At 73.8% G+C, this 20,918-nt stretch carries 21 protein-coding genes and 2 tRNA genes; 12 read left to right on the forward strand and 11 right to left on the reverse strand.

Annotation, left to right across the window (positions count from 1 at the left end):
- The first annotated feature begins 218 nt into the window (after positions 1-218).
- Entirely contained in the window at positions 219-1,241 is a 1,023-nt protein-coding gene (locus tag B5Y66_RS18500; RefSeq protein WP_139820981.1) for a hypothetical protein, read from the forward strand.
- A 91-nt stretch (positions 1,242-1,332) separates the two neighbouring features.
- On the opposite strand, the gene B5Y66_RS18505 is transcribed toward B5Y66_RS18500, so the two are convergent.
- A complete protein-coding gene (locus tag B5Y66_RS18505) occupies positions 1,333-3,345 on the reverse strand; it encodes a M13 family metallopeptidase (protein WP_079576091.1) in 2,013 nt (670 codons plus the stop codon).
- Between the two features lie 50 nt (positions 3,346-3,395).
- Here B5Y66_RS18505 and B5Y66_RS18510 point away from each other — a divergent pair, with 50 nt between their 5' ends.
- Together B5Y66_RS18510 and B5Y66_RS18515 are read left to right on the forward strand one after the other, a co-directional pair.
- The gene (locus B5Y66_RS18510) at positions 3,396-3,863 is read left to right on the forward strand and encodes a ribose-5-phosphate isomerase (RefSeq protein ID WP_079576092.1); all 468 of its coding nucleotides are present in this window, start codon (positions 3,396-3,398) and stop codon (positions 3,861-3,863) included.
- A gap of 1 nt (position 3,864) precedes the next feature.
- The gene (locus B5Y66_RS18515; protein ID WP_079576093.1) at positions 3,865-4,890 is read left to right on the forward strand and encodes an Fpg/Nei family DNA glycosylase; all 1,026 of its coding nucleotides are present in this window, start codon (positions 3,865-3,867) and stop codon (positions 4,888-4,890) included.
- 21 nt (positions 4,891-4,911) lie between these two features.
- Here the strand turns inward: B5Y66_RS18515 and B5Y66_RS18520 are convergent, their stop codons facing one another.
- Positions 4,912-6,228, reverse strand: a complete 1,317-nt coding sequence (locus tag B5Y66_RS18520) for a GNAT family N-acetyltransferase (protein ID WP_079576094.1) — start codon at positions 6,226-6,228, stop codon at positions 4,912-4,914.
- 75 nt (positions 6,229-6,303) lie between these two features.
- Between B5Y66_RS18520 and B5Y66_RS18525 the strand changes: the two genes are divergently transcribed.
- Complete coding sequence (locus B5Y66_RS18525; RefSeq protein ID WP_079576095.1) at positions 6,304-6,744, forward strand: MGMT family protein; 441 nt, start codon at positions 6,304-6,306, stop codon at positions 6,742-6,744.
- Here the strand turns inward: B5Y66_RS18525 and B5Y66_RS18530 are convergent.
- A complete protein-coding gene (locus tag B5Y66_RS18530; protein WP_079576328.1) occupies positions 6,741-7,877 on the reverse strand; it encodes an LLM class F420-dependent oxidoreductase in 1,137 nt (378 codons plus the stop codon). The genes B5Y66_RS18525 and B5Y66_RS18530 overlap by 4 nt on opposite strands.
- 143 nt (positions 7,878-8,020) lie before the next feature.
- On the opposite strand from B5Y66_RS18530, the gene B5Y66_RS18535 reads away from it, so the two are divergent.
- The gene (locus B5Y66_RS18535; protein ID WP_079576096.1) at positions 8,021-8,410 is read left to right on the forward strand and encodes an MmcQ/YjbR family DNA-binding protein; all 390 of its coding nucleotides are present in this window, start codon (positions 8,021-8,023) and stop codon (positions 8,408-8,410) included.
- 12 nt (positions 8,411-8,422) lie between these two features.
- Here B5Y66_RS18535 and B5Y66_RS18540 read toward each other — a convergent pair whose 3' ends face one another.
- The 5 genes from B5Y66_RS18540 to B5Y66_RS18560 form a co-directional block, all read right to left on the reverse strand.
- Positions 8,423-9,436 carry a hypothetical protein gene (locus tag B5Y66_RS18540; protein WP_079576097.1) on the reverse strand — a complete coding sequence of 338 codons (1,014 nt, stop codon included), beginning with the start codon at positions 9,434-9,436 and terminating at the stop codon, positions 8,423-8,425.
- Entirely contained in the window at positions 9,433-9,783 is a 351-nt protein-coding gene (locus B5Y66_RS18545; RefSeq protein ID WP_079576098.1) for a GntR family transcriptional regulator, read from the reverse strand. The genes B5Y66_RS18540 and B5Y66_RS18545 overlap by 4 nt, the downstream gene beginning before the upstream one ends.
- A gap of 152 nt (positions 9,784-9,935) precedes the next feature.
- Positions 9,936-10,547 (reverse strand): serine O-acetyltransferase EpsC, encoded by a 612-nt coding sequence (gene epsC, locus B5Y66_RS18550; RefSeq protein WP_079576329.1) that lies wholly within the window; start codon positions 10,545-10,547, stop codon positions 9,936-9,938.
- Between the two features lie 70 nt (positions 10,548-10,617).
- Complete coding sequence (cysK, locus tag B5Y66_RS18555; protein ID WP_079576099.1) at positions 10,618-11,553, reverse strand: cysteine synthase A; 936 nt, start codon at positions 11,551-11,553, stop codon at positions 10,618-10,620.
- A 544-nt stretch (positions 11,554-12,097) separates the two neighbouring features.
- Positions 12,098-12,168 (reverse strand) — tRNA-Gly (locus B5Y66_RS18560).
- Positions 12,169-12,315: 147 nt separating this feature from the next.
- On the opposite strand from B5Y66_RS18560, the gene B5Y66_RS18565 reads away from it, so the two are divergent.
- The 3 genes from B5Y66_RS18565 (at position 12,316) to tig (ending at position 14,644) form a co-directional block, all read left to right on the forward strand.
- Positions 12,316-12,389 (forward strand) — tRNA-Pro (locus B5Y66_RS18565).
- Positions 12,390-12,514: 125 nt separating this feature from the next.
- Complete coding sequence (locus B5Y66_RS22350; RefSeq protein WP_139820983.1) at positions 12,515-13,048, forward strand: DUF4190 domain-containing protein; 534 nt, start codon at positions 12,515-12,517, stop codon at positions 13,046-13,048.
- Positions 13,049-13,258: 210 nt separating this feature from the next.
- Positions 13,259-14,644 (forward strand): trigger factor, encoded by a 1,386-nt coding sequence (tig, locus tag B5Y66_RS18575; protein ID WP_079576100.1) that lies wholly within the window; start codon positions 13,259-13,261, stop codon positions 14,642-14,644.
- 40 nt (positions 14,645-14,684) lie between these two features.
- Here the strand turns inward: tig and B5Y66_RS23065 are convergent, their stop codons facing one another.
- A complete protein-coding gene (locus B5Y66_RS23065; RefSeq protein ID WP_245807214.1) occupies positions 14,685-15,179 on the reverse strand; it encodes a hypothetical protein in 495 nt (164 codons plus the stop codon).
- Positions 15,176-15,478 carry a hypothetical protein gene (locus tag B5Y66_RS23070; RefSeq protein ID WP_245807215.1) on the reverse strand — a complete coding sequence of 101 codons (303 nt, stop codon included), beginning with the start codon at positions 15,476-15,478 and terminating at the stop codon, positions 15,176-15,178. Before B5Y66_RS23070 ends, B5Y66_RS23065 begins: the two co-directional genes overlap by 4 nt.
- A gap of 88 nt (positions 15,479-15,566) precedes the next feature.
- On the opposite strand from B5Y66_RS23070, the gene B5Y66_RS18585 reads away from it, so the two are divergent.
- The 4 genes from B5Y66_RS18585 (at position 15,567) to clpX (ending at position 19,094) form a co-directional block, all read left to right on the forward strand.
- Entirely contained in the window at positions 15,567-16,145 is a 579-nt protein-coding gene (locus B5Y66_RS18585) for a TetR/AcrR family transcriptional regulator (RefSeq protein ID WP_079576101.1), read from the forward strand.
- A 135-nt stretch (positions 16,146-16,280) separates the two neighbouring features.
- On the forward strand, positions 16,281-16,901 hold the full coding sequence (locus tag B5Y66_RS18590; protein ID WP_079576330.1) for an ATP-dependent Clp protease proteolytic subunit: 621 nt from the start codon (positions 16,281-16,283) through the stop codon (positions 16,899-16,901).
- Between the two features lie 87 nt (positions 16,902-16,988).
- The gene (locus B5Y66_RS18595) at positions 16,989-17,675 is read left to right on the forward strand and encodes an ATP-dependent Clp protease proteolytic subunit (protein ID WP_079576331.1); all 687 of its coding nucleotides are present in this window, start codon (positions 16,989-16,991) and stop codon (positions 17,673-17,675) included.
- 144 nt (positions 17,676-17,819) lie between these two features.
- Positions 17,820-19,094, forward strand: coding sequence for an ATP-dependent Clp protease ATP-binding subunit ClpX (gene clpX / locus B5Y66_RS18600; RefSeq protein ID WP_079576102.1), 1,275 nt, complete (start codon positions 17,820-17,822; stop codon positions 19,092-19,094).
- Between the two features lie 15 nt (positions 19,095-19,109).
- Here the strand turns inward: clpX and B5Y66_RS18605 are convergent, their stop codons facing one another.
- Complete coding sequence (locus B5Y66_RS18605) at positions 19,110-20,903, reverse strand: AMP-dependent synthetase/ligase (RefSeq protein ID WP_079576103.1); 1,794 nt, start codon at positions 20,901-20,903, stop codon at positions 19,110-19,112.
- Between the last annotated feature and the right edge of the window lie 15 nt (positions 20,904-20,918).

Consider the following 20,918-nt stretch of genomic DNA (forward strand, 5'->3'; position numbering starts at 1 on the left):
TGATGCCACCTCGGGCCTGCCGAGCCGCACGGGTTTCTCGGGGTCCGGTGGGGCCGGGTTCGACCGTCGAGACCGGATCGTGACATCCTGCCCGGTGCGTCGCCGCGGCTCGGGTGCCCGACACCCCGCCCGCGACGCCCGAGGAGTGACTGGAGGGAGTCCAGATGTCCGGCACCGTTCCGCCGTCTCCGCCGGGGTCCGACGGCAGACCGCCGTCGGTGCCGCCGACGTCGCCGGCCGCCGGCGTGCGCCGCGTCGCGTCCGCGTACCAGCGCCCCACCGTGGTCGACCCGTGGGCCGACGTGCCGCTGCAGCAGGTCACCGCACCGGCCGCCGCGGCCCCACCGCCGCGGCCGGAGCCCGCCGCGGCCGCACCCACCACGCCGCCCGCCGGCGCGGCGACCGTGCACGCCCCCGTGCCGCCACCGCCGGAGCCGGCGGTGGCCGCGCAGCCGACGTACCCGCCGGCCCACCAGGCCACGCAGCAGATCCCGCCCACCCCGGCGTACTCGCCGCAGGCGGCGCCGTACCCGCCGGCGTACTCGGCCCAGCCCGCCTACGCCGCGCAGCCGGCCCCGGTTCCGCCTGCGGCGGCGACCCAGGTGCAGCAGCCCGTCCACGCGCAGCAGGCGACCGCCACGCACGCGCCAGCCGGGTACGCCGCCCCTGCCGCGGCACCCCCGCCCGCGCCGCCGCGCCGTCGCCGGAGGCTCTCCGCCGGCTGGATCGCGTTCATCGCGGTCGACGTCGTGCTCATCGCCATGGCGGTCGTGTTCGCCGTGCAGATCTTCAGCTCGTCGTCCCCTGACGCCCCCGCGGCGGACGCCGGGACGGTCGCCAGCCCCACGCCGTCGGCGTCCGCGTCCGCGCAGGAGCCGATGCAGGGCGAGGTGCTGGCGCACTTCGCGGCGCCGTCGAAGAACATCGCGTGCTCGATCTACGCCGACGGCGCCTCCTGCGGGATCGCCCAGCTCAACCAGCAGCCCGCCCCGACGGAGGGTTGCGACGGCACCACGGGCTACGCCGTGACGGTCGACGCCGAGGGGACGGTCGCGCAGCCGTGCGTCCCCGCGAACGAGCAGCCGGAGGCCGCGGGCGACGACGTCGACGTCCTGGACTACGGCGACTCGATCACCGAGGGCGACTACACGTGCACCAGCGAGGAGACGGGCATGTCGTGCACGCACGACCCCACGGGCAAGGGCTTCTCCCTGGCACGGGCGGGCATCGGCACCAGCTGATCCGCCGTCCGCCTCCCGACGCGACGAAGCCGCCGACCGTGAGCACGGCCGGCGGCTTCGTCGCGTCGGGAGGGTGTCCCTGCCCGGTGCGTCACCAGATGCGCACGCGCTCCTCGGGCGCGAGCCACAGCGCGTCGTCGGGGCGCACGCCGTAGGTGGTGTGGAACTCGTCGACGTTGCGGACCACGCCGTTGCAGCGGAACTCGTTGGGGGAGTGCGGGTCGGTGGCGATGCGCCGCACGATCTCCTCGTCGCGCCCCTTGGACTGCCAGACCTGGGCCCAGCCGAGGAAGATGCGCTCGAGACCGGTGAGCCCGTCGACGACGGGGGCGTCGTCCAGCGACGTGCCGAGCGCGATGCGGTAGGCCTTGATCGCGATGGACAGGCCGCCGAGGTCGCCGATGTTCTCACCGATGGTCAGCGCGCCGTTGACGTGCGGACCTTCGGCGGGCAGCTGCGCGGGACGGAAGCCGTCGTACTGCGCGATGAGGGCCTTGGTGCGCTTCTCGAACTCGGTGCGGTCGGTCTCGGTCCACCAGTCCTCGAGTCGGCCGTCGCCGTCGTACTTGGAGCCCTGGTCGTCGAAACCGTGCCCGATCTCGTGCCCGATGACGCCGCCGATGCCGCCGTAGTTGACGGCGTCGTCGGCGTCCGGGTCGAAGAACGGCGGCTGCAGGATCGCGGCCGGGAAGACGATCTCGTTCATGCCCGGGTTGTAGTAGGCGTTGACCGTCTGCGGCGTCATGAACCACTCGTCGCGGTCGATCGGCCGCCCGATCTTGCCGAGCTCGTGGTCCTGCTCGAAGGCGTGCGCGCGGCGGACGTTGCCGACGAGGTCGGCGGCGTCGACCTCGAGCGCGGCGTAGTCGCGCCACTTCACGGGGTAGCCCACCTTGGGCGTGAACCGCTCGAGCTTGGCGAGCGCCTTGACCTTGGTCTCGGGCGTCATCCAGTCGAGCGCCTCGATGGACTCGCGGTAGGCGGCCACCAGGTTCGCGACCAGCGTGTCCATCCGCTCCTTGTGCTCCAGCGGGAAGTGGCGGGCCACGTACTGCTCGCCCACGGCCTCGCCGAGCGCCCGCTCGACGAGCGCGACGCCGCGCTTCCAGCGGTCGCGCACCTCCTGCGCGCCCGAGAGCGTGCGGCCGTAGAAGTCGAAGTTGGCCTCCACCGTGGCGTCGTCGAGGTAGGCGGCGCGGGCGGTGACCAGGTGGTACGCGGCCCAGAGCTTCCAGTCCTCGAGCGCCTCGGAGCGCCACAGCTCCGCGAGGCCGGTCGCGAACGAGGGCTCGCGCACCACGAGGGAGTCCAGGGACCCCTCGGGGGCCCCGAGCGCCGCGGCCCAGGCGCGCCAGCCGAAGCCGGGCGCCTGCTCGACGAGGTCGGCGAGCGTCATCGGGTTGTAGGTGAGGTCGGCGTCGCGGTCGCGCACCACGTCCCAGTGGTGCGCGGCGAGCTTCGTCTCGAGGGCGAGCACGCGGGCCGCGGCGTCCTCGGGGTCGGCGCCCCACGACGAGCCGGCCGTGACGCCCGCGAGCGCCAGCATGCGAGCCAGGTGCGGCGCGTACTTCTCCCGCACGGGGGCGTACTGGTCCTCGCGGTAGTAGGCCTCGTCGGGCAGGCCGAGGCCGCCCTGGACGAGGTAGGTCACGTACGTCTCCGGGTCCTTGGCGTCGTTGTCGACGTAGAACGCGACGGCGCCGCCGCCCCCGGTGCGCTGCAGCGCGCCCAGGACCTCGACGAGCGCGGCGGAGTCGGCCGCGCCGGCGATCTGGGCGAGCTCGTCGGCCACCGGCGTCGTGCCGAGCCGCTGCACCCGGTCGGTGTCGAGGAAGCTCGCGTACAGCGCGCCGATCTTGGCGGGCGTGGACGCCGGGTCGAGGTCCTCGGTCGCGGCGAGGTCGGTGATGATGGCGCGGACGCGCTCCTCCGAGAGGTCGTGCAGCTCGCGGAACGCGCCGTCCATGGCACGGTCGGCGGGGATCTCGTGCTGGGCGAGCCAGCGCCCGTTGACGTGGCGGTACAGGTCGTCCTGGGGGCGGACGGCCTGGTCGAGGGCGGAGAGGTCGATACCGGACCGCAGCCCGGTGGCGTCGGCAGTCATGGCGTCACCCTACGGCGCGACGCCCACGCCCGGTGAGGGAGAATGACGCCATGCGCCTGCACATCGCCGCCGATCACGCCGGATACGAGCTCAAGACCCACCTCGTCGACCACCTGCGCGCCGCCGGGCACGACGTCGTCGACCACGGCGCCCACGAGCTCGACCCGCAGGACGACTACCCCGCCTTCTGCATCGCGGCGGGCGAGGCCGTCGTCGCGGAGCCCGGCACGCTCGGCATCGTCATCGGGGGCTCGGGCAACGGCGAGCAGATCGCGGCCAACAAGGTCGTCGGGGTGCGCGCGGTGCTCGCCTGGTCGCTGGAGACGGCGACGCTCGGCCGCCAGCACAACGACGCCAACGTCATCGCCGTCGGCGGCCGCATGCACTCCGTCGAGGAGGCGACGTCGTTCGTCGAGGCGTTCGTCGCCGAGCCCTTCAGCGGCGACGCCCGCCACCAGCGCCGCATCGACAAGCTGGCCGCGTACGAGGCGTCGCACGACGTCTCCGCCATCGCCTGACGTGCCCGAGGGGCACACCGTCCACCGCCTCGCCGGAGCCCTGAACGGGCTGTTCGGCGGCGAGATCCTCGCCGTGTCCAGTCCGCAGGGCCGGTTCGAGGGCGGTGCCGCGCTGCTCGACGGCCGCCGTCTCGTGGCGGCGGAGGCGTGGGGCAAGCAGCTCTTCTGCGCCTTCGCGCCCACCGACCCGCCCGCGGGGCCGCACGACGACGTGCGCTGGCTGCGCGTCCATCTCGGCCTCTACGGGGCGTGGACGTTCGCCGGCGACCCGTCGACGGGCCCGGGCGGGAGCGGCAGCAGGATCGTGCACGCCATCGGCGCGCCGCGGCGGCGCATCGGGGAGCGGGAGACGACGCCGGTCGCGGAACCCGGGGGCGCCGTCGACGGCTGCCTCTCGGGGGAGTGGGTCGCGCCCGCCCCACGGGGCGCGGTCCGGCTGCGCCTGCTCGGCGCGCATGCCGTCGCGGACCTCACCGGCCCGACGGCGTGCGAGGTGCTCACGGGGTCCGAGAAGGCCGCCGTCGAGGCGCGCCTCGGGCCGGACCCGATCCGCGCCGGGACGTCGGGGGACGGGGGTGGGCGCGCGGAGTTCGTCGCCCGTGTCCGCCGGTCGCGGGTGACGGTCGGCCAGCAGCTCATGGACCAGGCGGTGATCGCGGGGGTCGGCAACATCTACCGCGCGGAGGCCCTGTTCCGCGCCGGGGTGGACCCGCTGGGCCCCGGGCGCGACGTCCCGGAGACGGCGATCGGCGCGATCTGGGACGACCTCGTCGTCCTGATGCGCGACGGCGCCACCACGGGCGCGATCGTCACCACCCGGCCGGAGCACCGCGTGCCGGACGGCGTGCACGGCGCCGCCCGGCGCACCCGGCAGAACACCGACGGCGCCGCGGGCGCGGTGCCCTCCGACGAGGCGTTCTACGTCTACCACCGCGACGGCCTGCCGTGCCGTGTCTGCGGGGCGCCCGTGCTCACGAAGGAGCTGGTCGGGCGCAACCTGTTCTGGTGCGGGGTCTGCCAGGCCTGACCCCCGCCGGGCCGACGGCGGTCAGAACACCCAGCCGCAGGCGGGCGCGACGGGCCAGCCGAACGCGGCGGACGCCCGGGCGAGCGCGCCGGGCGTGCGCTCGGTGACGAGTCCTGCGCCCGCGAGGGCCGCGAGCGACGTCCCGCCCAGGTAGGCGGCGCCGAGCTCGCGGACGTCGAGCTCCAGGTCGGGCGCGGCGTCCGTGCGCTCGCACGACGCCTCGCCGAACGCGGCCGCCCGCAGCCGCCACGACCCGGCGTTGTCGGGCAGGCGTGCGTCCGCGACGCCGAGGACGACGTCGACCTCGGCCTGGTAGCGGCGGCCGGCCAGCGCGGCGGGGACGTCGACGACGCGCACCCACACGTTGTCCGCGACGCGGGGCGCGGCCGCCCGCGGGTCCACCAGGAGGCTCGTGACCGGGTCGTCCGTGGCCAGCAGGAACGGCTCGGTCGTGGCCATGAGGTCGAGGTCGAGCAGCACTCCCCACAGGGCGCGCGCCGCGGCGGCGTCGAGCGCCACGACGTCCCCGGTGTGCACCGTGCCGCGCGGGCCCGTCACCTGCCAGTCGAGGGTGCGGCGGAACGTGGCGTAACCGCGCGGCTCGCCGTCGCGCTCGACGACGACGACGCGCAGCGACTCCCGCCCACCGGTGCGGAAGGTCTTCGGGTCCGACCAGTAGCTGTCCCACAGCGCGTCGCTCTCCCGCGTGGCCCAGCCGGGGCGGTTGAGGCCCCCGGGCGCCGTCGGCAGCCCGGGGGCGCGGTGCAGCCGTGCGACGAGCTCCCCGTGCCGCACGCGGTCGGCGTGCTCGATGCGCACGGAGTGCTCGTCCGCCCCGGGGACGTCGCGCAGGGCGGCGCCGCGCGGGACGGTCAGGCGCAGGTCGTCCGCCGCCTTGCCGTAACCGAACCGGCCGTAGATGGCGGTCTCCGCGGCGAACAGCGCCGACAGGGCCTCGCCGCGCTCGCGGCAGCGCTCGAGGTGCTGCCCGATCATGGCCGTGAGGAGCCCACGACGGCGGTGCTGCGGGTGCACACCCACCCAGGTCAGGCCCGCGGTCGGCAGGGTGGCGCCGGGCACCGGGAACTCGGCGAACGGGTAGGACGCGCGGACCGCGGCCAGGCCGCCGCGCCCGGACGGGCCCGCGACGCCGTCGGCCTCGACGCCGACGGCGCGCTCCCAGGTCAGCGGCAGGGCGAGCGCGTCGAACTCGTCCACGGAGTGCGGGTCCGGGAAGGCCCAGGTGTCGAGGTCGAGCAGGGCGTGGCGGTCGGCGGACGTGAGCTGGCGGAAGCGGTACCCGGCGGGCAGGGCGGTCGCGGGCTGGTCGGAGGTCACCGCTCGATCGTCGCCCGAGGGTCCCGCGCCGGCCAGTGCATTTCCGCGGTCGGTGCCTGGTCGTAGGGTCGCCGTGTGCCTGCCGCCCCCGAGGAGCCACTGGACGCCCCCGACGAGTACGCCGCCGAGGTGCTCGGCCTGGTGCGCCGCATCCCGTCCGGCCGCGCGATGACGTACGGCCTGGTCGCGGAGATCGTCGGCGAGAAGCTGGGGCGGGGCGGCCCGCGGCAGGTCGGGAACGTCATGGCCGGCTCCGGGGACCGCTACGCGCACCTCGTGCCGGACGGCGCGGTGGTGATCGGACCGGTGCAGGACGACCACGCCGTCCCGTGGTGGCGCGTGGTGAACGCGTCCGGGGCGCCGCCGGCCCGGCACGTCACCGCGGCGCTCGACGCGCTGCGCGCGGAGGGCTGCCCGCTCTCCCGTGACGGCCGCCGCGTGGACCTGCGCCGCGCCGTGTGGTTCCCCCAGGACGACGGCGGCGTCGAGGGCCGACGGGACGACCGGGTCGTCTAGGCCTTCGTCGGCGCCACCCGCGCGGCCACCGAGCCGGCGGTGGCCCGCACGCGGGCGCCCAGCGGGGTGCCGCCGTCCGCGTTCTTCCGGGCGGCCTGCGACGCGGCGAGCACGGTGAGCATCGAGGACGGGTCGCCCTGCAGCAGCATCGTGGTCAGCGCCGTCCCGTCCCAGCGGGCCAGGTCGCGGGCGATCTTGTCCGCGGGCCCGACGAGGGCGATCTCCTCGACCAGCTCGGTGGGCACGGCGCGCGCGGCGTCCTCCTTGCGGCCGGCCAGGAAGAGCGCCTGCACCTCGTCGAGCTCGGCCGCGTAGCCGAGCCGGTCGAGCGAGGCCTTGTGGAAGTTGGCCTCTTTGGAACCCATGCCGCCGGCGTACAGGGCGATGTGCGGGCGGATCACGTCCGCGGCAGCCTCGACGTCGTCGCGCACGACGACGGGCACGGTCGCGAGCACCTCGAAGGACGAGGACGGTGCACGCTCGTCGGTGCGCTGCGCGAACCCGGCCGCGAGCAGCTCGCGGTGCTCGGCGTCGGCCTTCGGGGCGTAGAACCCTGCCATCCAGCCGTCGGCGATCTCGGCCGCGAGCGCGACGTTCTTGGGGCCCTGCGCGGCGAGCACGATCGGGATGTCGGCGCGGCGCGGGTGCACCGTGGGCTTGAGGGCCTTGCCCAGCCCGGTGGCTCCGGGGGCGTCGGCGGGCAGCGGGAGCCGGTAGAAGTCGCCGTCGGCGGTCACGGGGCGCTCGCGGGCGAAGACCTGGCGCACGACGTCGACGTACTCGCGCGTGCGTGCCAGCGGTCGGCGGTACGGCTGGCCGTACCAGCCCTCCACGACCTGCGGTCCGGAGGCCCCCAGCCCGAGCACGAACCGCCCGCCCGAGAGGTGGTCGAGGGTGATCGCCTGCATGGCCGTCGCGGTCGGGGTGCGGGCCGCCATCTGCGCGATGCCGGTGCCGAGCCGCAGGCGGCGCGTGCGCGAGCCCCACCAGGCGAGCGGCGTGAACGCGTCCGAGCCGTAGGCCTCGGCCGTCCAGACCGAGTCGAGGCCCAGCGCCTCGGCCGCGACGAGCGCGGGCACGATCCCCTTCGGAGGCTTGCGGGACCAGTAACCGGTCTGGATGCCGATGCGCAGGGTGCTCATGGGGCGGGTGCTCCTCGTCGAGATGGGCCGTCGCGGCGTTCCCCGATCTTCCCGGTACCGGGAGTATGGGGTAATGCCCGTCACACCTTAGCCGACGTCGTGCGTGCGGCGGGCGGGCCGCTAGGTTCGGGCTCATGGTCACTCTCGACGACGCGGCCCGCGCCGCCGCGGCGCTGCCCGACGTCACCGAGACGACGACGTTCCGGAACCGGGCTTGGGCGGTGTCCGGCCGCGTGTTCACGTGGGTGCGGCCGTTCAGCAAGGCCGACCTGCGGCGGTTCGGGGACGACCCCGTACCCGACGGGCCGATCCTCGCCGTCGTCGTCGACGACCTGGGCGAGAAGGAGGCCGTGCTCGCCGCCCGCCCGGAGACGCTGACGATCCCGCACCTCGACGGCGTGGCCGTCGTCCTCGTCCGGCTCGACGCGGTCGACGCCACCGCCCTGCGCGAGCTCCTCGTGGACGCCTGGCTCGCGAAGGCGCCCCGGTCGCTCGCCGAGGCCCACCGCGACCTGCTCGGCTGACGTCGCGCGTGGTCAGTGGCGCCGGGAGCGGTCGGCCATCGCGTTGAGCAGCGCGGCGGCGTCCGCGGCGCCGTCGACGGTGACCGCGAACGACCGCCCGCCGGTGCGCTCGACGAGCAGCGCCTCGCCCGAGCGCAGCACCACGCCCACGCGCCCGTCGCGGGCGGTGCGCCAGCCCCACCCGCCGTAGTCGCGCATCGGGCGCACCTGCGTCACCGAGGCCCGCACCACCTCGTCCGCCGGGACGTGCGTGCCCGGCCACCGGGCCGCGGAGCGCACCGTCAGGCCGGCGGCGTCCACGCGCACCGTGAAGGCGAACATCGTGACGAACAGCGCAGCGAGGGCGGCGGGGACGACCAGCATCGTCCACTCGGCCGTCAGGGCCGCGGCCAGGGTGGTCAGCGCGACGGCGGCCGCCCCGACCGCGATGCCCGGTCCGCCCGTCGCACGGCGTAGCCACACCGCGCGCTCGCCGTCCCGCAGCGCGGCTCGTGGCGCGTCGTCCGGCACGGCCTCGGTGGCCGGCATCGCGGGGTCGCCCGGTACGAGCGCGGCCGCGATCGCCGCGGGCACGAGCGGGAGCAGGAAGGTGGCCAGGAGAGCGGCGCCGGACAGCTCGGCCTGCGCGGCGTCGACGAGGCCGCGCTGCGGCGCGAGCGTGGTGACGGTGATCGTCGCCATGAAGGCGCCCGACCACACGCAGCCCGCCGCGGTGATCCGCCGGGTCGCGGCGGCGGCGCCCTGCGTGATCCCGATGGCCGCGAAGAGCGCGCAGAGCCCGACGGCCGCCACGACCCCCACGACGGCGAGCGTCGTCGGCGCCATGAAGCCGTCCGGTGTGCTGCCGCTCCAGTGCGACGCGACCTGTGCCGGCAGCTCGTCCCGCCACGTCCACACCACCGCCGCCCCGGCGAGCGCGAACAGCAGCCCGGCGAGCGAGGACCATGTCATCGCCCGGCGCGCCCGGGGGCGCCAGGCCTCCGTGCCGGCCGTTCGCGAAGAGCCGGGCGGGGGAGCGGGGGTCATCGGTTCATCGCCTCCGTGACGAGGGTGGTGGTGGTCTGGGTGGACAGCCCTGCCCGCCGGGCCGCGGCGGCCAGGTCGGCGACCGCCCGTTCGACGTCGGTCAGGTCGGGAGCGGCGGCGGAGACGACGGCGCCGCGGCCGCGCCGGAGCTCGACCGTGCCGTCGTCGCGCAGCACCTGGTAGGCCCGCAGGACGGTGTGCATGTTGAGGTCGAGGGACGCGGCCAGCTCGCGAGCGGACGGGAGCCGTTCCCCGGGACGCAGGGCACCGTGTGCGACCCCGAGGCGCACCTGGGCGACCAGCTGCGCGTACAGCGGCTCGTCGGTCGTCGGGTCGATGCGCCACATCACCCGCGCGAGGCTAGTTGTTCTACGACTACTAGAACAAGTTCGCCGCGTCCCCGCCGGCCGTGTGCCCGGGACCGACCGAGTGCCGGGAACGACCACGGCCCGTGCCCCGCCGTGACGGCGAGGGCACGGGCCGCGGTGGCCGGGCGTGCTCAGATCACGTACTCGAGCAGCTCCGAGGCGTCCTCGACGTGCTGGCCGTGGTCCGGCCGGTGGCCGGGGGCGCGTGCGTGCGCGGGAACCCCCACGGCCACCATGCCGGTCGGCACGTCGCGGGTGACGACGGCGTTCGCGCCGATCTGCGCGTCGTCGCCGATCCACAGCGGGCCGAGGATCTTGGCCCCGGCGCCCACCATCACCCGGTCGCCCAGGGTGGGGTGCCGCTTGCCGCGCGTCATCGACCGCCCGCCCAGGGTGGAGCCGTGGAACAGGACGCAGTCGTCGCCGACGACGGCGGTCTGGCCGATCACCACGCCCATGCCGTGGTCGATGAAGAGCCGCCGCCCGATCCGGGCCCCCGGGTGGATCTCGATCCCGGTGGTCCACCGTGCGACCTGGGACAGGAGTCGTGCGGGGAGCCGCAGCGCGGGCCGGTGCCACATGCGGTGGGTCACCCGGTGCGCCCAGACCGCGTGCACGCCCGGGTAGCCGAGGGCGACCTCGAACCGGGAGCGGGCGGCCGGGTCGTGGGCGTGCGCCGCCTCGAGGTCCTCCGCGAGGATCTCGACCAGGTGCCGGAGGCCGGGGCGGTGCCCCTCCGGCATCGGATGGTCGACGTCGCCGTCCACGCCCTCGGCGGCGTCGACGTCCGGTGCGTTGCGGTGGCTCGTCACGTCAGTCCAGCAGGTCCGAGTACAGGATCGTGGACAGGTACCGCTCGCCGAAGTCGGGGATGACGACGACGATCAGCTTCCCGGCGCTCTCCGGCCGCTTCGCGACCTCGAGCGCCCCCGCGATCGCGGCGCCCGACGAGATGCCCACCAGGAGGCCCTCCTCCTTGGCCGCGCGGCGGGCGAGCTCGACCGAGGTCTCGGCGTCGACGTCCAGCACCTCGTCGTAGACGGAGGTGTCGAGGATCTCCGGCACGAAGTTGGCGCCCAGGCCCTGGATCTTGTGCGGCCCGGGGTTGCCGCCGTTGAGGATGGGGGACTCGGCGGGCTCGACCGCGACGATCCGCACCTCGGGCTTGCGCTCCTTGAGCACCTGACCCACGCCCGTGATCGTGCCCCCCGTGCCGATGCCGGACACGACGACGTCGACCGCGCCGTCGGTGTCTGCCCAGATCTCCTCGGCGGTGGTCTCCCGGTGCACCTTCGGGTTGGCCTCGTTGGCGAACTGCCGGGCGAGGACCGCGCCGGGTCGCTCGGCCGCGATCTTCTCCGCGGCGGCCACCGCGCCCTTCATGCCTTCCGCCCCCGGGGTGAGCACGAGCTCGGCGCCGTAGGCGCGCAGCAGGGCGCGCCGCTCCTTGGACATGGTCTCGGGCATCGCGAGGACGACCTGGTAGCCGCGCGCGGCGCCGACCCAGGCCAGCGCGATGCCGGTGTTGCCCGACGTGCCCTCGACGATCGTGCCGCCCGGCTGCAGGGCGCCGGACGCCTCCGCGGCGTCGATGATCGAGACGCCGATGCGGTCCTTCACGGAGTTGGCCGGGTTGTAGAACTCGAGCTTCGCGACGACCGTCGCGTCGAGGCCGGCGGCGAGACGGTTGAGCCGGACGAGCGGGGTGCGGCCGATGAGCTTCGTCGCGTCGTCGTAGATGCGTGCCATGGGGTGATCCTTCTCGAGGGTGCGTGCGGGCGAGATGGTGCGGGTGTGCCGCCGCGCGGCGCCGGGCCTCGGAGAAGCGCAGCGCAGGGGAGCGACGGCCGGGTCGGTGCGAGCGCCGCACGGTCGCCGGGGACCCGCCGTCGGGCGGGTCGGACGTGACGTGGACGCTCTACCGACAGGATCGCGGCGTCGTCGCCGCGGCGCACGCCGGGGTGCGGGGCGAGGCCGCCGGCACCGTCCTGCGAGCGGTCGAGGGGGTGGCGCGGGGGACGGCGACGGTCATGCCCGGCCCTCCTCCTGGTGCTTTCGGTGAATGCTGTCGTCAGGCGACGTCTGTCGCAGGCTGACGCGCCGAGCCTAACCAGGCCCCGACCGATCGACAAGGAGCATCTCACCGATCGGCATCGTCGATCTGTCGGGGCCTGCTGCCGCTCGAGGGGGGCGCCGCGGGCGCGCGAAACGCCAGGACGCGTCCGAGGCGCTCGAAGGAGGGGTGCGCAAGGAGGGCGCGCCCAGAGCGCGCGAGGGAGGTGAGGGGAGAGGGAGCGGGCGACGGGAATCGAACCCGCGTAGCCAGTTTGGAAGACTGGGGCTCTACCATTGAGCTACGCCCGCACGGCCACCCCGCGACATCGCCGCCGGGTGGGAACGCGGGCTCACCCTAGCAAAGGTGCGGAGCCCTCCAGAGCCGTCCGTGCACGTCCTGGCTCCGCCAGGGGGCGGCAGCACTACACTGACCGGGTCCCGCCCAGCGGCGGGCCACGGGGTGTGGCGCAGCTTGGTAGCGCATCTGCTTTGGGAGCAGAGGGTCGCTGGTTCGAATCCAGTCACCCCGACGTGCTGACGGACGGTGTCGTCCGTCGAGGTTCGCCCGCCGGTCGGCCCACGCCCGGCGCGCTGATCTGGAAGGATCGGTCCCTGATCGCCGAGGGACGGCGACCGACGTGCGAGGAGAACCTTGATGACCACCCCGGACCCCTACACGCCAGGCACGCCCGACCAGGGCGGGTCGGCGACGCCGCCCGGTGGCGCCGAGCCCCAGCAGCCCGTCCCCGGCCAGCAGAGCCCGGGTCAGCCGGCGCCGGGGCAGCAGGCTCCGGGTCAGCCCTACGCCGGTCAGCCCTATCCCGCGCAGCCGGCGCCCGGCCAGGCGTACCCCGCCGCTCCGGCGGCCGGGCAGTACCCGCCCGCCTACGGCCAGCAGCCCCAGAACCCCGGCAAGACGCTCGGCATCGTCGGCCTGATCCTCGGCTTCTTCGGGCCGCTGTCGATCGTCGGCCTCATCCTGTCGATCGTCGGCCTCGTGAAGTCGCGCAAGGTCGGCCAGCCGAACGGCGTCGCGATCGCCGGCATCATCGTGAGCGGCCTCGTCCTGATCGGGACGATCATCATGTTCGTGGTGCTGGGCGTGGCGGCGAGCCACCTCCTCGAGGTGTGCAACGACCTCGGGCCGGGCATGCACGACGTCGACGGCATCACCTACACCTGCTCCTGACCACCCGCTCGTGACGAGCCCGGTGAGGGTCGTCCGACGGCGCGCGTCGGTATGACGCGGGCGCCTGTCGGGCGGCCCTCACCGTGCCGTAGGATGGACGGGTTGCCCGTACGTCCGTCGTACGGCCCCGCACCCCGCGCCGCAGCAACCAGGCCGGCTAGCGCCGGTGAGACGCGCGCGCACGCACCCGAACCGTTGGAGACCATCGAAGTGAAGAGCGCCGTCGAGACCCTGGATCCCACCAAGGTCAAGCTGACCGTCGAGGTGGAGTACGACGAGCTCAAGCCGAGCATCGACCACGCGTACAAGCACATCGCCGAGCAGGTGAACATCCCCGGGTTCCGCAAGGGCAAGGTTCCCCCGCGCATCATCGACCAGCGCGTCGGTTGGGGCGCCGTCGTCGAGCACGCCGTGAACGACGCTCTGTCGAACTTCTACCGTGACGCGGTCACGGCCGAGTCGCTGCGCCCGCTGGGCCAGCCCGAGGTCGAGGTGACCGAGGTCCCCGCCAAGGCCGGCGAGGGCCAGCTCGCGTTCACCGCCGAGGTCGAGGTCCGTCCCGAGATCACGCTGCCGGACCTGTCCGGCATCGAGATCACGGTGGACGCCGCCGAGGTGACCGACGAGGACGTCACGGAGCGCCTCGACGCGCTGCGCGAGCGCTTCGGCACCCTCGTGGGCGTCGACCGCCCGGCCGTCGAGGGCGACTACATCGTCATCGACCTCAAGGCCGTCATCGGCGACGAGGAGATCGACTCGGTCTCCGGCGTCTCCTACCAGATCGGCGCCGGCAACATGCTGGAGGGCCTCGACGAGGCGCTCACCGGCCTGTCGACGGACGAGACCACGACCTTCGCCACGAAGCTCGCCGGTGGCGAGCACGAGGGCGAGGAGGCGCAGGTCACCGTCACGGCCACCGCCGTCAAGGAGCGCGACCTGCCGACGCCGGACGACGACTTCGCCCAGCTCGCGTCGGAGTTCGACACGCTCGAGGAGCTCACGGCGGACCTGCGCGAGCAGGTCGCGTCGATCAAGACGTCGAACCAGGCCGTCGCCGCGCGCGACCTGCTGCTCGAGAAGCTGCTGGAGGCCGTCGAGGTCCCGGTGCCTTCGGGCGCCGTCGAGGCCGAGGTGCACCGTCACCTGGAGTCGGAGAGCCGCCTCGAGGACGACGAGCACCGTGCCGAGGTCACCGTGGACGCCACCAAGGCCCTGCAGAACCAGATCCTGCTCGACACGCTGGCCGAGAAGCTCGAGGTCCAGGTCGGCCAGGGCGAGCTCGTCGAGTACCTGGTCCAGGCGTCGCAGCAGTACGGCATGGACCCGAACCAGTTCATCTCCACCCTCGACCAGGGCGGTCAGATCCCCGCCATGGTCGGTGAGGTCGCGCGGTCGAAGGCGCTGGCCGTCGCGCTGCGCGACATCGAGGTCAAGGACGCCGACGGCAACGTCGTCGACCTGACGGAGTTCATCGGCACCGAGGAGGAGGACGCCGCGGCCGCCGAGCTCGAGGGCGCCGAGGTCGCCGAGTCGGCCGAGGTCGCCGAGTCGGCCGAGGCGTCGGAGGAGACCCCGGAGGAGACGGCCAAGGCCTGATCCCCGGTCCCACCGGACCTTCGACGGCCCGCATCGTCCCTCAGGGGCGGTGCGGGCCGTTGCCGTTCCGGGCACGTCGGCGGGTCTCGCCGCCCAGGACCGCGGCCACGCCGAGGGCCGCGAGGGCGAGGCCGGCGGCGGTGACGGCCGAGAGTGGCTCGCCGAACAGCATCGCGCCCGCGAGCGTGGTGGTCGGCACGACGAGGAACAGCAGGGCGTTGAGCGTCGTGACGTCGACCCGGCGCAGCAGGGACCAGGAGAGTTGGTACGCGGCCAGCGACGGGACGAGCGCGAGGACGGCGAGGGCGACCACCGCGACTCCGGAGTGCAATGCCGGCAAGGGCCCGGCCGGGAGGGTCGCGGGGTGGCGTCGCTCGAGGAACGTCGCGGCGACCAGTGCCGCGACCCCGGCGGACGCCGTCGCCAGCCCGGCCCACTGCATGCGTCTGACGTGCTGTCCCAGCAGGGGGCCGACCAGGGCCGCGACCAGGACCGGCTGCACGGCGTCGACGAGGGAGGCGGCTCCGGTGCTCACACACCGAGGCCGATCGCGCCGTACACGGGCAGCACGTAGCCGACCTGGGAGAGCAGGCCGACGGAGACGTGGTGCGCCGTCGCGCGCGGTCGGGCAAGGTGCGGCGCGACCGCCGCCCCGGTGCTGGCCGAGGGCGCCCGGGCGCGGCGCCGACGGCGGGCCGGCCGCGCGACGCCGAGGATGGCCCCGAGCAGGACGGCAGCGACGAGGTAGCGCCACAGCAGCAGGGTGGGCACCGCGGCCTGCCCGGTGCCCAGCTTCGCGCCGAGGAAGCCCGAGCTCCACGGCAGCACGAACACGGCGGAGGCGAGCGTCGTCGTGGCGCCGACGATGTACCGATCTGTCTACTCGTGTACCGGCGATATACAGATCGGTATAGTCGTGCGCATGACCGAGCCCACCACCCTCACGCCGGCGGCGCGCCGGGTCCTCGACGCGGCGTCGCGACTCTTCTACGCCCGCGGGCTGCACGCCGTCGGCGTCGACACGATCGCGGCCGAGGCCGGGGTCACCAAGAAGACGCTCTACGACCGGTTCGGCTCGAAGGAGGCCTTGGAGGTCGCCTACCTGCGGGCTCGCGACGCGCGCTGGGAGGAGCGCCTGCGCGACGCCCTCGCGGCCTGCCCCGGGGCGGGCACGGACCGGGTGCTGGTGCTCTTCGACGCCGTCGAGGGATGGATGGCGACCGAGGGCGGGCGCGGCTGCGCCGCGATCAACGCCCGTGCGGAGGTCGACGACCCGGCGCACCCGGTGGCCGTCGAGGTCTCCCGGCAGAAGACCTGGGTCCGCGAGCTGCTGCGGACCGAGTGCCATGCGGCCGGGCTCGCCCGGCCGGACGCCCTCGCGGACGCCCTCGTGCTGCTCTACGACGGGGCCCTCGCCGGGTCGGGGACCGGGGTGCCCGGCGATCCCTTCGCCGTCGCCCGCCGGGCGGCGCGGACGCTGTGCGAGGCGCACGGGGCGTGAGTCGAGGCGCCCCCGGGCGCTGCGTGTGCGCCCGCAGCGAAAAGGCCCTCCACCGGGACGTTCCGCGTGCCCGCCGCACGTTAGGGTCGATCGACGGCGATGACGAAGGAGACCGACGTGAACGACTTGCTGCGGATGGACGGTGCGACGCCGGTGGCGCGCGCCGACGGCCAGGGCCTCGCGCTCAACGACTCCATCTACAACCGGCTCCTCAAGGAGCGCATCATCTGGCTGGGTTCGGAGGTGCGCGACGAGAACGCGAACGCCATCTGCGCACAGATGATGCTGCTGGCCGCGGAGGACCCGGACAAGGACATCTGGCTGTACATCAACAGCCCCGGCGGCTCCATCACGGCCGGCATGGCGATCTACGACACGATGCAGTACATCAAGCCCGACATCGCGACCATCGCGATGGGCATGGCTGCCTCGATGGGGCAGTTCCTGCTCTCCTCGGGCGCGAAGGGCAAGCGCTACATCACCCCGCACGCCCGCGTGCTCATGCACCAGCCGTCCGGCGGCGTCGGCGGCACCGCGACGGACGTGCGGATCGGCGCTCAGCTGATCATGCACATGAAGAAGGTGCTCTCCGAGCTGACGGCCGAGCAGACCGGGCAGTCGCTGGAGCAGATCCTCAAGGACAACGACCGCGACAAGTGGTTCACCGCGGACGAGGCCCTCGAGTACGGCTTCGTCGACCACGTGGTCACCAACGCCGCCTCGGTCTCGGGCGGTGGCGGCGCGTCGGGCTCCTGACGACGAGCCCCCTCCACCCGCCACAGAACCGACAGACTTCCAGCCGAGGAGAACATCGTGAGCTACTCCGACGAGTACCAGTTCGCCATGCGGGCCCAGAACCTGGCGGGCGCCGCGGCGCGACCCGGCGGGGTCGCGCTCCCGCACGGCGCTCCGTCGTCGCGCTACGTGCTGCCCCAGTTCGAGGAGCGCACCGCGTACGGGTTCAAGCGCCAGGACCCGTACACCAAGCTGTTCGAGGACCGCATCATCTTCATGGGCGTCCAGGTCGACGACGCGTCGGCGGACGACATCATGGCGCAGCTCCTGGTCCTGGAGAGCCAGGACCCGGACCGCGACATCATGATCTACATCAACTCCCCCGGGGGTTCGTTCACGGCGATGACCGCGCTGTACGACACGATGCAGTTCATCAAGCCGCAGATCCAGACGGTGTGCCTCGGTCAGGCGGCCTCGGCCGCCGCGGTGCTGCTCGCCGCCGGCCAGCCGGGCAAGCGCCTCGCGCTGCCGAACGCGCGCGTGCTGATCCACCAGCCCGCGATGGAGGGCGGTGGCTACGCACAGGCCTCCGACATCGAGATCCACGCCAACGAGCTCATCCGCATGCGCGAGTGGCTCGAGGAGACGCTGGCCGGCCACACGGGCAAGACCGTCGACCAGATCCGCGAGGACATCGAGCGGGACAAGATCCTCACCGCCGCCCAGGCGAAGGACTACGGCCTGGTCGACCAGGTGCTCGAGAGCCGCAAGCCGGCCGTGCTCGCTCCGCGCTGACCTGCAGGATCACGGGGCCCGCGGCTTCCCGAGGAGGAAGCTGCGGGTCCCGTCGCACGACGCACCGGGGCGCTCGGCTGACAACGACGCCCCCGTGGTGTGGAATGGACGCAGGACCCAGCACTCAGGACATGGAGGCTCCCGGTGGCTCGGATCGGTGACGGCGCAGACCTGCTCAAGTGCTCGTTCTGCGGGAAGTCGCAGAAGCAGGTCAAGAAGCTGATCGCAGGCCCTGGCGTGTACATCTGCGACGAGTGCATCGACCTGTGCAACGAGATCATCGAGGAGGAGCTCGGCGAGGCGGCGGAGCTGGGGCTCACCGAGCTGCCGAAGCCGCGCGAGATCTTCGACTTCCTCGAGCAGTACGTCATCGGGCAGGAGCCTGCCAAGCGGGCCCTCGCGGTGGCGGTCTACAACCACTACAAGCGGGTGCAGGCGGGCGAGGCCGCGCGCGACGGCGACGACGCCGTCGAGATCGCGAAGTCCAACATCTTGCTCATCGGCCCCACCGGCACCGGAAAGACCTACCTGGCGCAGACGCTGGCGAAGATGCTCAACGTGCCCTTCGCCATCGCGGACGCCACGGCCCTCACGGAGGCCGGGTACGTGGGCGAGGACGTCGAGAACATCCTCCTCAAGCTCATCCAGGCCGCGGACTACGACGTGAAGAAGGCCGAGACGGGGATCATCTACATCGACGAGGTCGACAAGGTGGCCCGCAAGGCGGAGAACCCGTCGATCACGCGCGACGTCTCCGGCGAGGGCGTGCAGCAGGCCCTCCTGAAGATCATCGAGGGCACGACGGCGTCGGTGCCCCCGCAGGGCGGGCGCAAGCACCCGCACCAGGAGTTCATCCAGATCGACACCACGAACGTCCTGTTCATCGTGGCCGGCGCGTTCGCGGGCCTGGACGACATCGTGGCCTCCCGGTCGCGCAAGCGCGGCATCGGGTTCAGCGCCCCCATGGAGAGCGGCGCCGACGAGGACCTGTACGCCGAGGTACGGCCCGAGGACCTGCAGAAGTACGGGCTCATCCCCGAGTTCATCGGGCGGCTGCCCGTCATCGCGTCCGTGTCGCCGCTCGACCGCGACGCGCTGGTGCGAATCCTCACCGAGCCTCGCAACGCCCTCGTCAAGCAGTTCCAGCGCATGTTCGAGATCGACGGCGTCGAGCTCGAGTTCGATCAGGAGGCGGTCGAGGCGATCGCGGAGCAGGCCCTGCTGCGCGGCACCGGCGCACGCGGCCTGCGGGCCATCATGGAGGAGGTCCTCCAGCAGGTGATGTTCGACGTGCCCAGCAGGGACGACGTCGAGCGGGTGGTCGTGAGCCGCGAGGTCGTGCTCGAGAACGTGAACCCGACGCTGGTGCCGCGCACCTCTCCGGTGCGCCGCCGCACCCCCCGCGAGAAGAGCGCCTGAGCACTCTCGGCGCCCTCACCGCGCGTAGAGGGCGTCGACATCCTCCGCGAAGTCGCGCAGCACGAGGTCCCGCTTCACCTTGAGCGACGGCGTGAGGTACTCGTTGGCCTCCGTGAAGTCGCCGTCGAGCACCCGGAACTTGCGGATCGACTCCGCGCGGGACACCGCGGTGTTCGCCTCCTCGACGGCGGCGTCCAGCGCCGCGAGCACGCGGGGGTCGGTCCGCGCGGCTCCCACCGACATCGGCGGGATCCCCTGCGTGGCCAGCCAGCCGGGCAGCATCTCGGCGTCCAGGGTGATCAGGGCGCCGATGAACGGGCGCTTGTCGCCCACGACGACCACCTGGGACACCAGCGGGTGGGCGCGCACGCGGTCCTCGAGCGGTGCGGGCGCCACGTTCTTGCCGCCGGCGGTGACGATGATCTCCTTGGTGCGGCCGGTGATGCGCAGGTGGCCGTGGTCCAGCGCGCCGACGTCGCCGGTGCGGAACCAGCCGTCCACGACCGCTTCGGCGGTCAGGTCGGGCCGGCCGCGGTAGCCGCGGAAGAGGTGCGGTCCGGAGACGAGCACCGCACCGTCGTCGTCCACGCGCACCGACGTGCCCGGGAACGGCGGGCCGACGGTGCCGATGCGCAGGTCGGAGGGCAGGTTGACGGCCGTGGGCGCCGTGGTCTCGGTGAGCCCGTACCCCTCGAGGACGGTGAGCCCCGCACCCCGGAAGAAGTGCCCGAGCCGGTCGCCCAGGGGCGCGCCGCCCGAGATCGCGTACCGCAGGTTGCCGCCCATCGCCGCCCGAAGCTGTGCCAGCACGAAGCGGTCGGCCAGGGCGTGCCGAGCCCGCAGCCCCGCCGGGACGGCGCCGCCGTCGAGGGCACGCGAGTACTCGCCGGACACGCGGGCGGCCCAGCCGAAGACGCGCCGTCGAGCGCGCGACCCGGCCCGCTGCTCGGCGGAGTTGTAGACCTTCTCGAACACGCGTGGCACGGCCAGCAGGAACGTGGGACGGAACGTCCGCAGGTCGTGGGTGAGGGTCTTGACGTCCGGGAGGTGGCCGAGGACCGAGCCGCTCGCGATCACCGCGACCTGGATGAGCCGCGCGAAGACGTGCGCCAGCGGCAGGAACAGCACGGTGCGCGCGCCGTCGGCCTCCAGCAGCTCGGGGAGCGCGAGGCGCGCGTTCATCGCCAGGTGGGCGAAGTTGCCGTGGGTGAGCTCCGCCCCCTTGGGGCGGCCGGTGGAGCCGGAGGTGTAGACGATGGTCGCGAGGTCGTCGCGGCGCACGGCGTCGCGACGCGCCGCGACGTCGCGGGCCGGCACGGACGCCGCCGTCTCGCGCAGGTCGTCGAGCGCGCCCGTCGCGATGACCAGCACGTCCTCGAGGTCCGGCAGGTCGTCGCGAACCTGGCGCACGGCGTCGGCGTGCGCCGGGGTCTCCACGACGACCAGGCGCGCGCCGGAGTCGGCGAGGATCCACCGCACCTGATCGGGGGAGGACGTCTCGTAGACGGGGACCACGACCGCGCCCACGGCCCAGGCCGCGAAGTCGAGGAGGGTCCACTCGTACCGGGTGCGCGACATGATCGCGACACGGTCGCCGGCGGCGATCCCCTGCGCCACCAGGCCGCGGGCCACCGTGAGCACGTCGGCCTGGAACTCGCCCGCGCTGACGGGGACCCAGGAGCCGTCGGTCGCCGCGCGCCGCTCGATCAGGGTGCGGTCGCCGGCGCGGGCGACCCGGTCCGCCAGCAGCGTGCTGATCGTCGTGCCCTCGGGCACGTCCACGAGGCTCGGCGTCGTCGCGACCGTCATCTGCTCTCTCTCTGT

Source organism: Krasilnikoviella flava (assembly GCF_900167525.1).
In the GTDB taxonomy this organism is placed as follows: Bacteria; Actinomycetota; Actinomycetes; order Actinomycetales; family Cellulomonadaceae; genus Isoptericola; species Isoptericola flavus.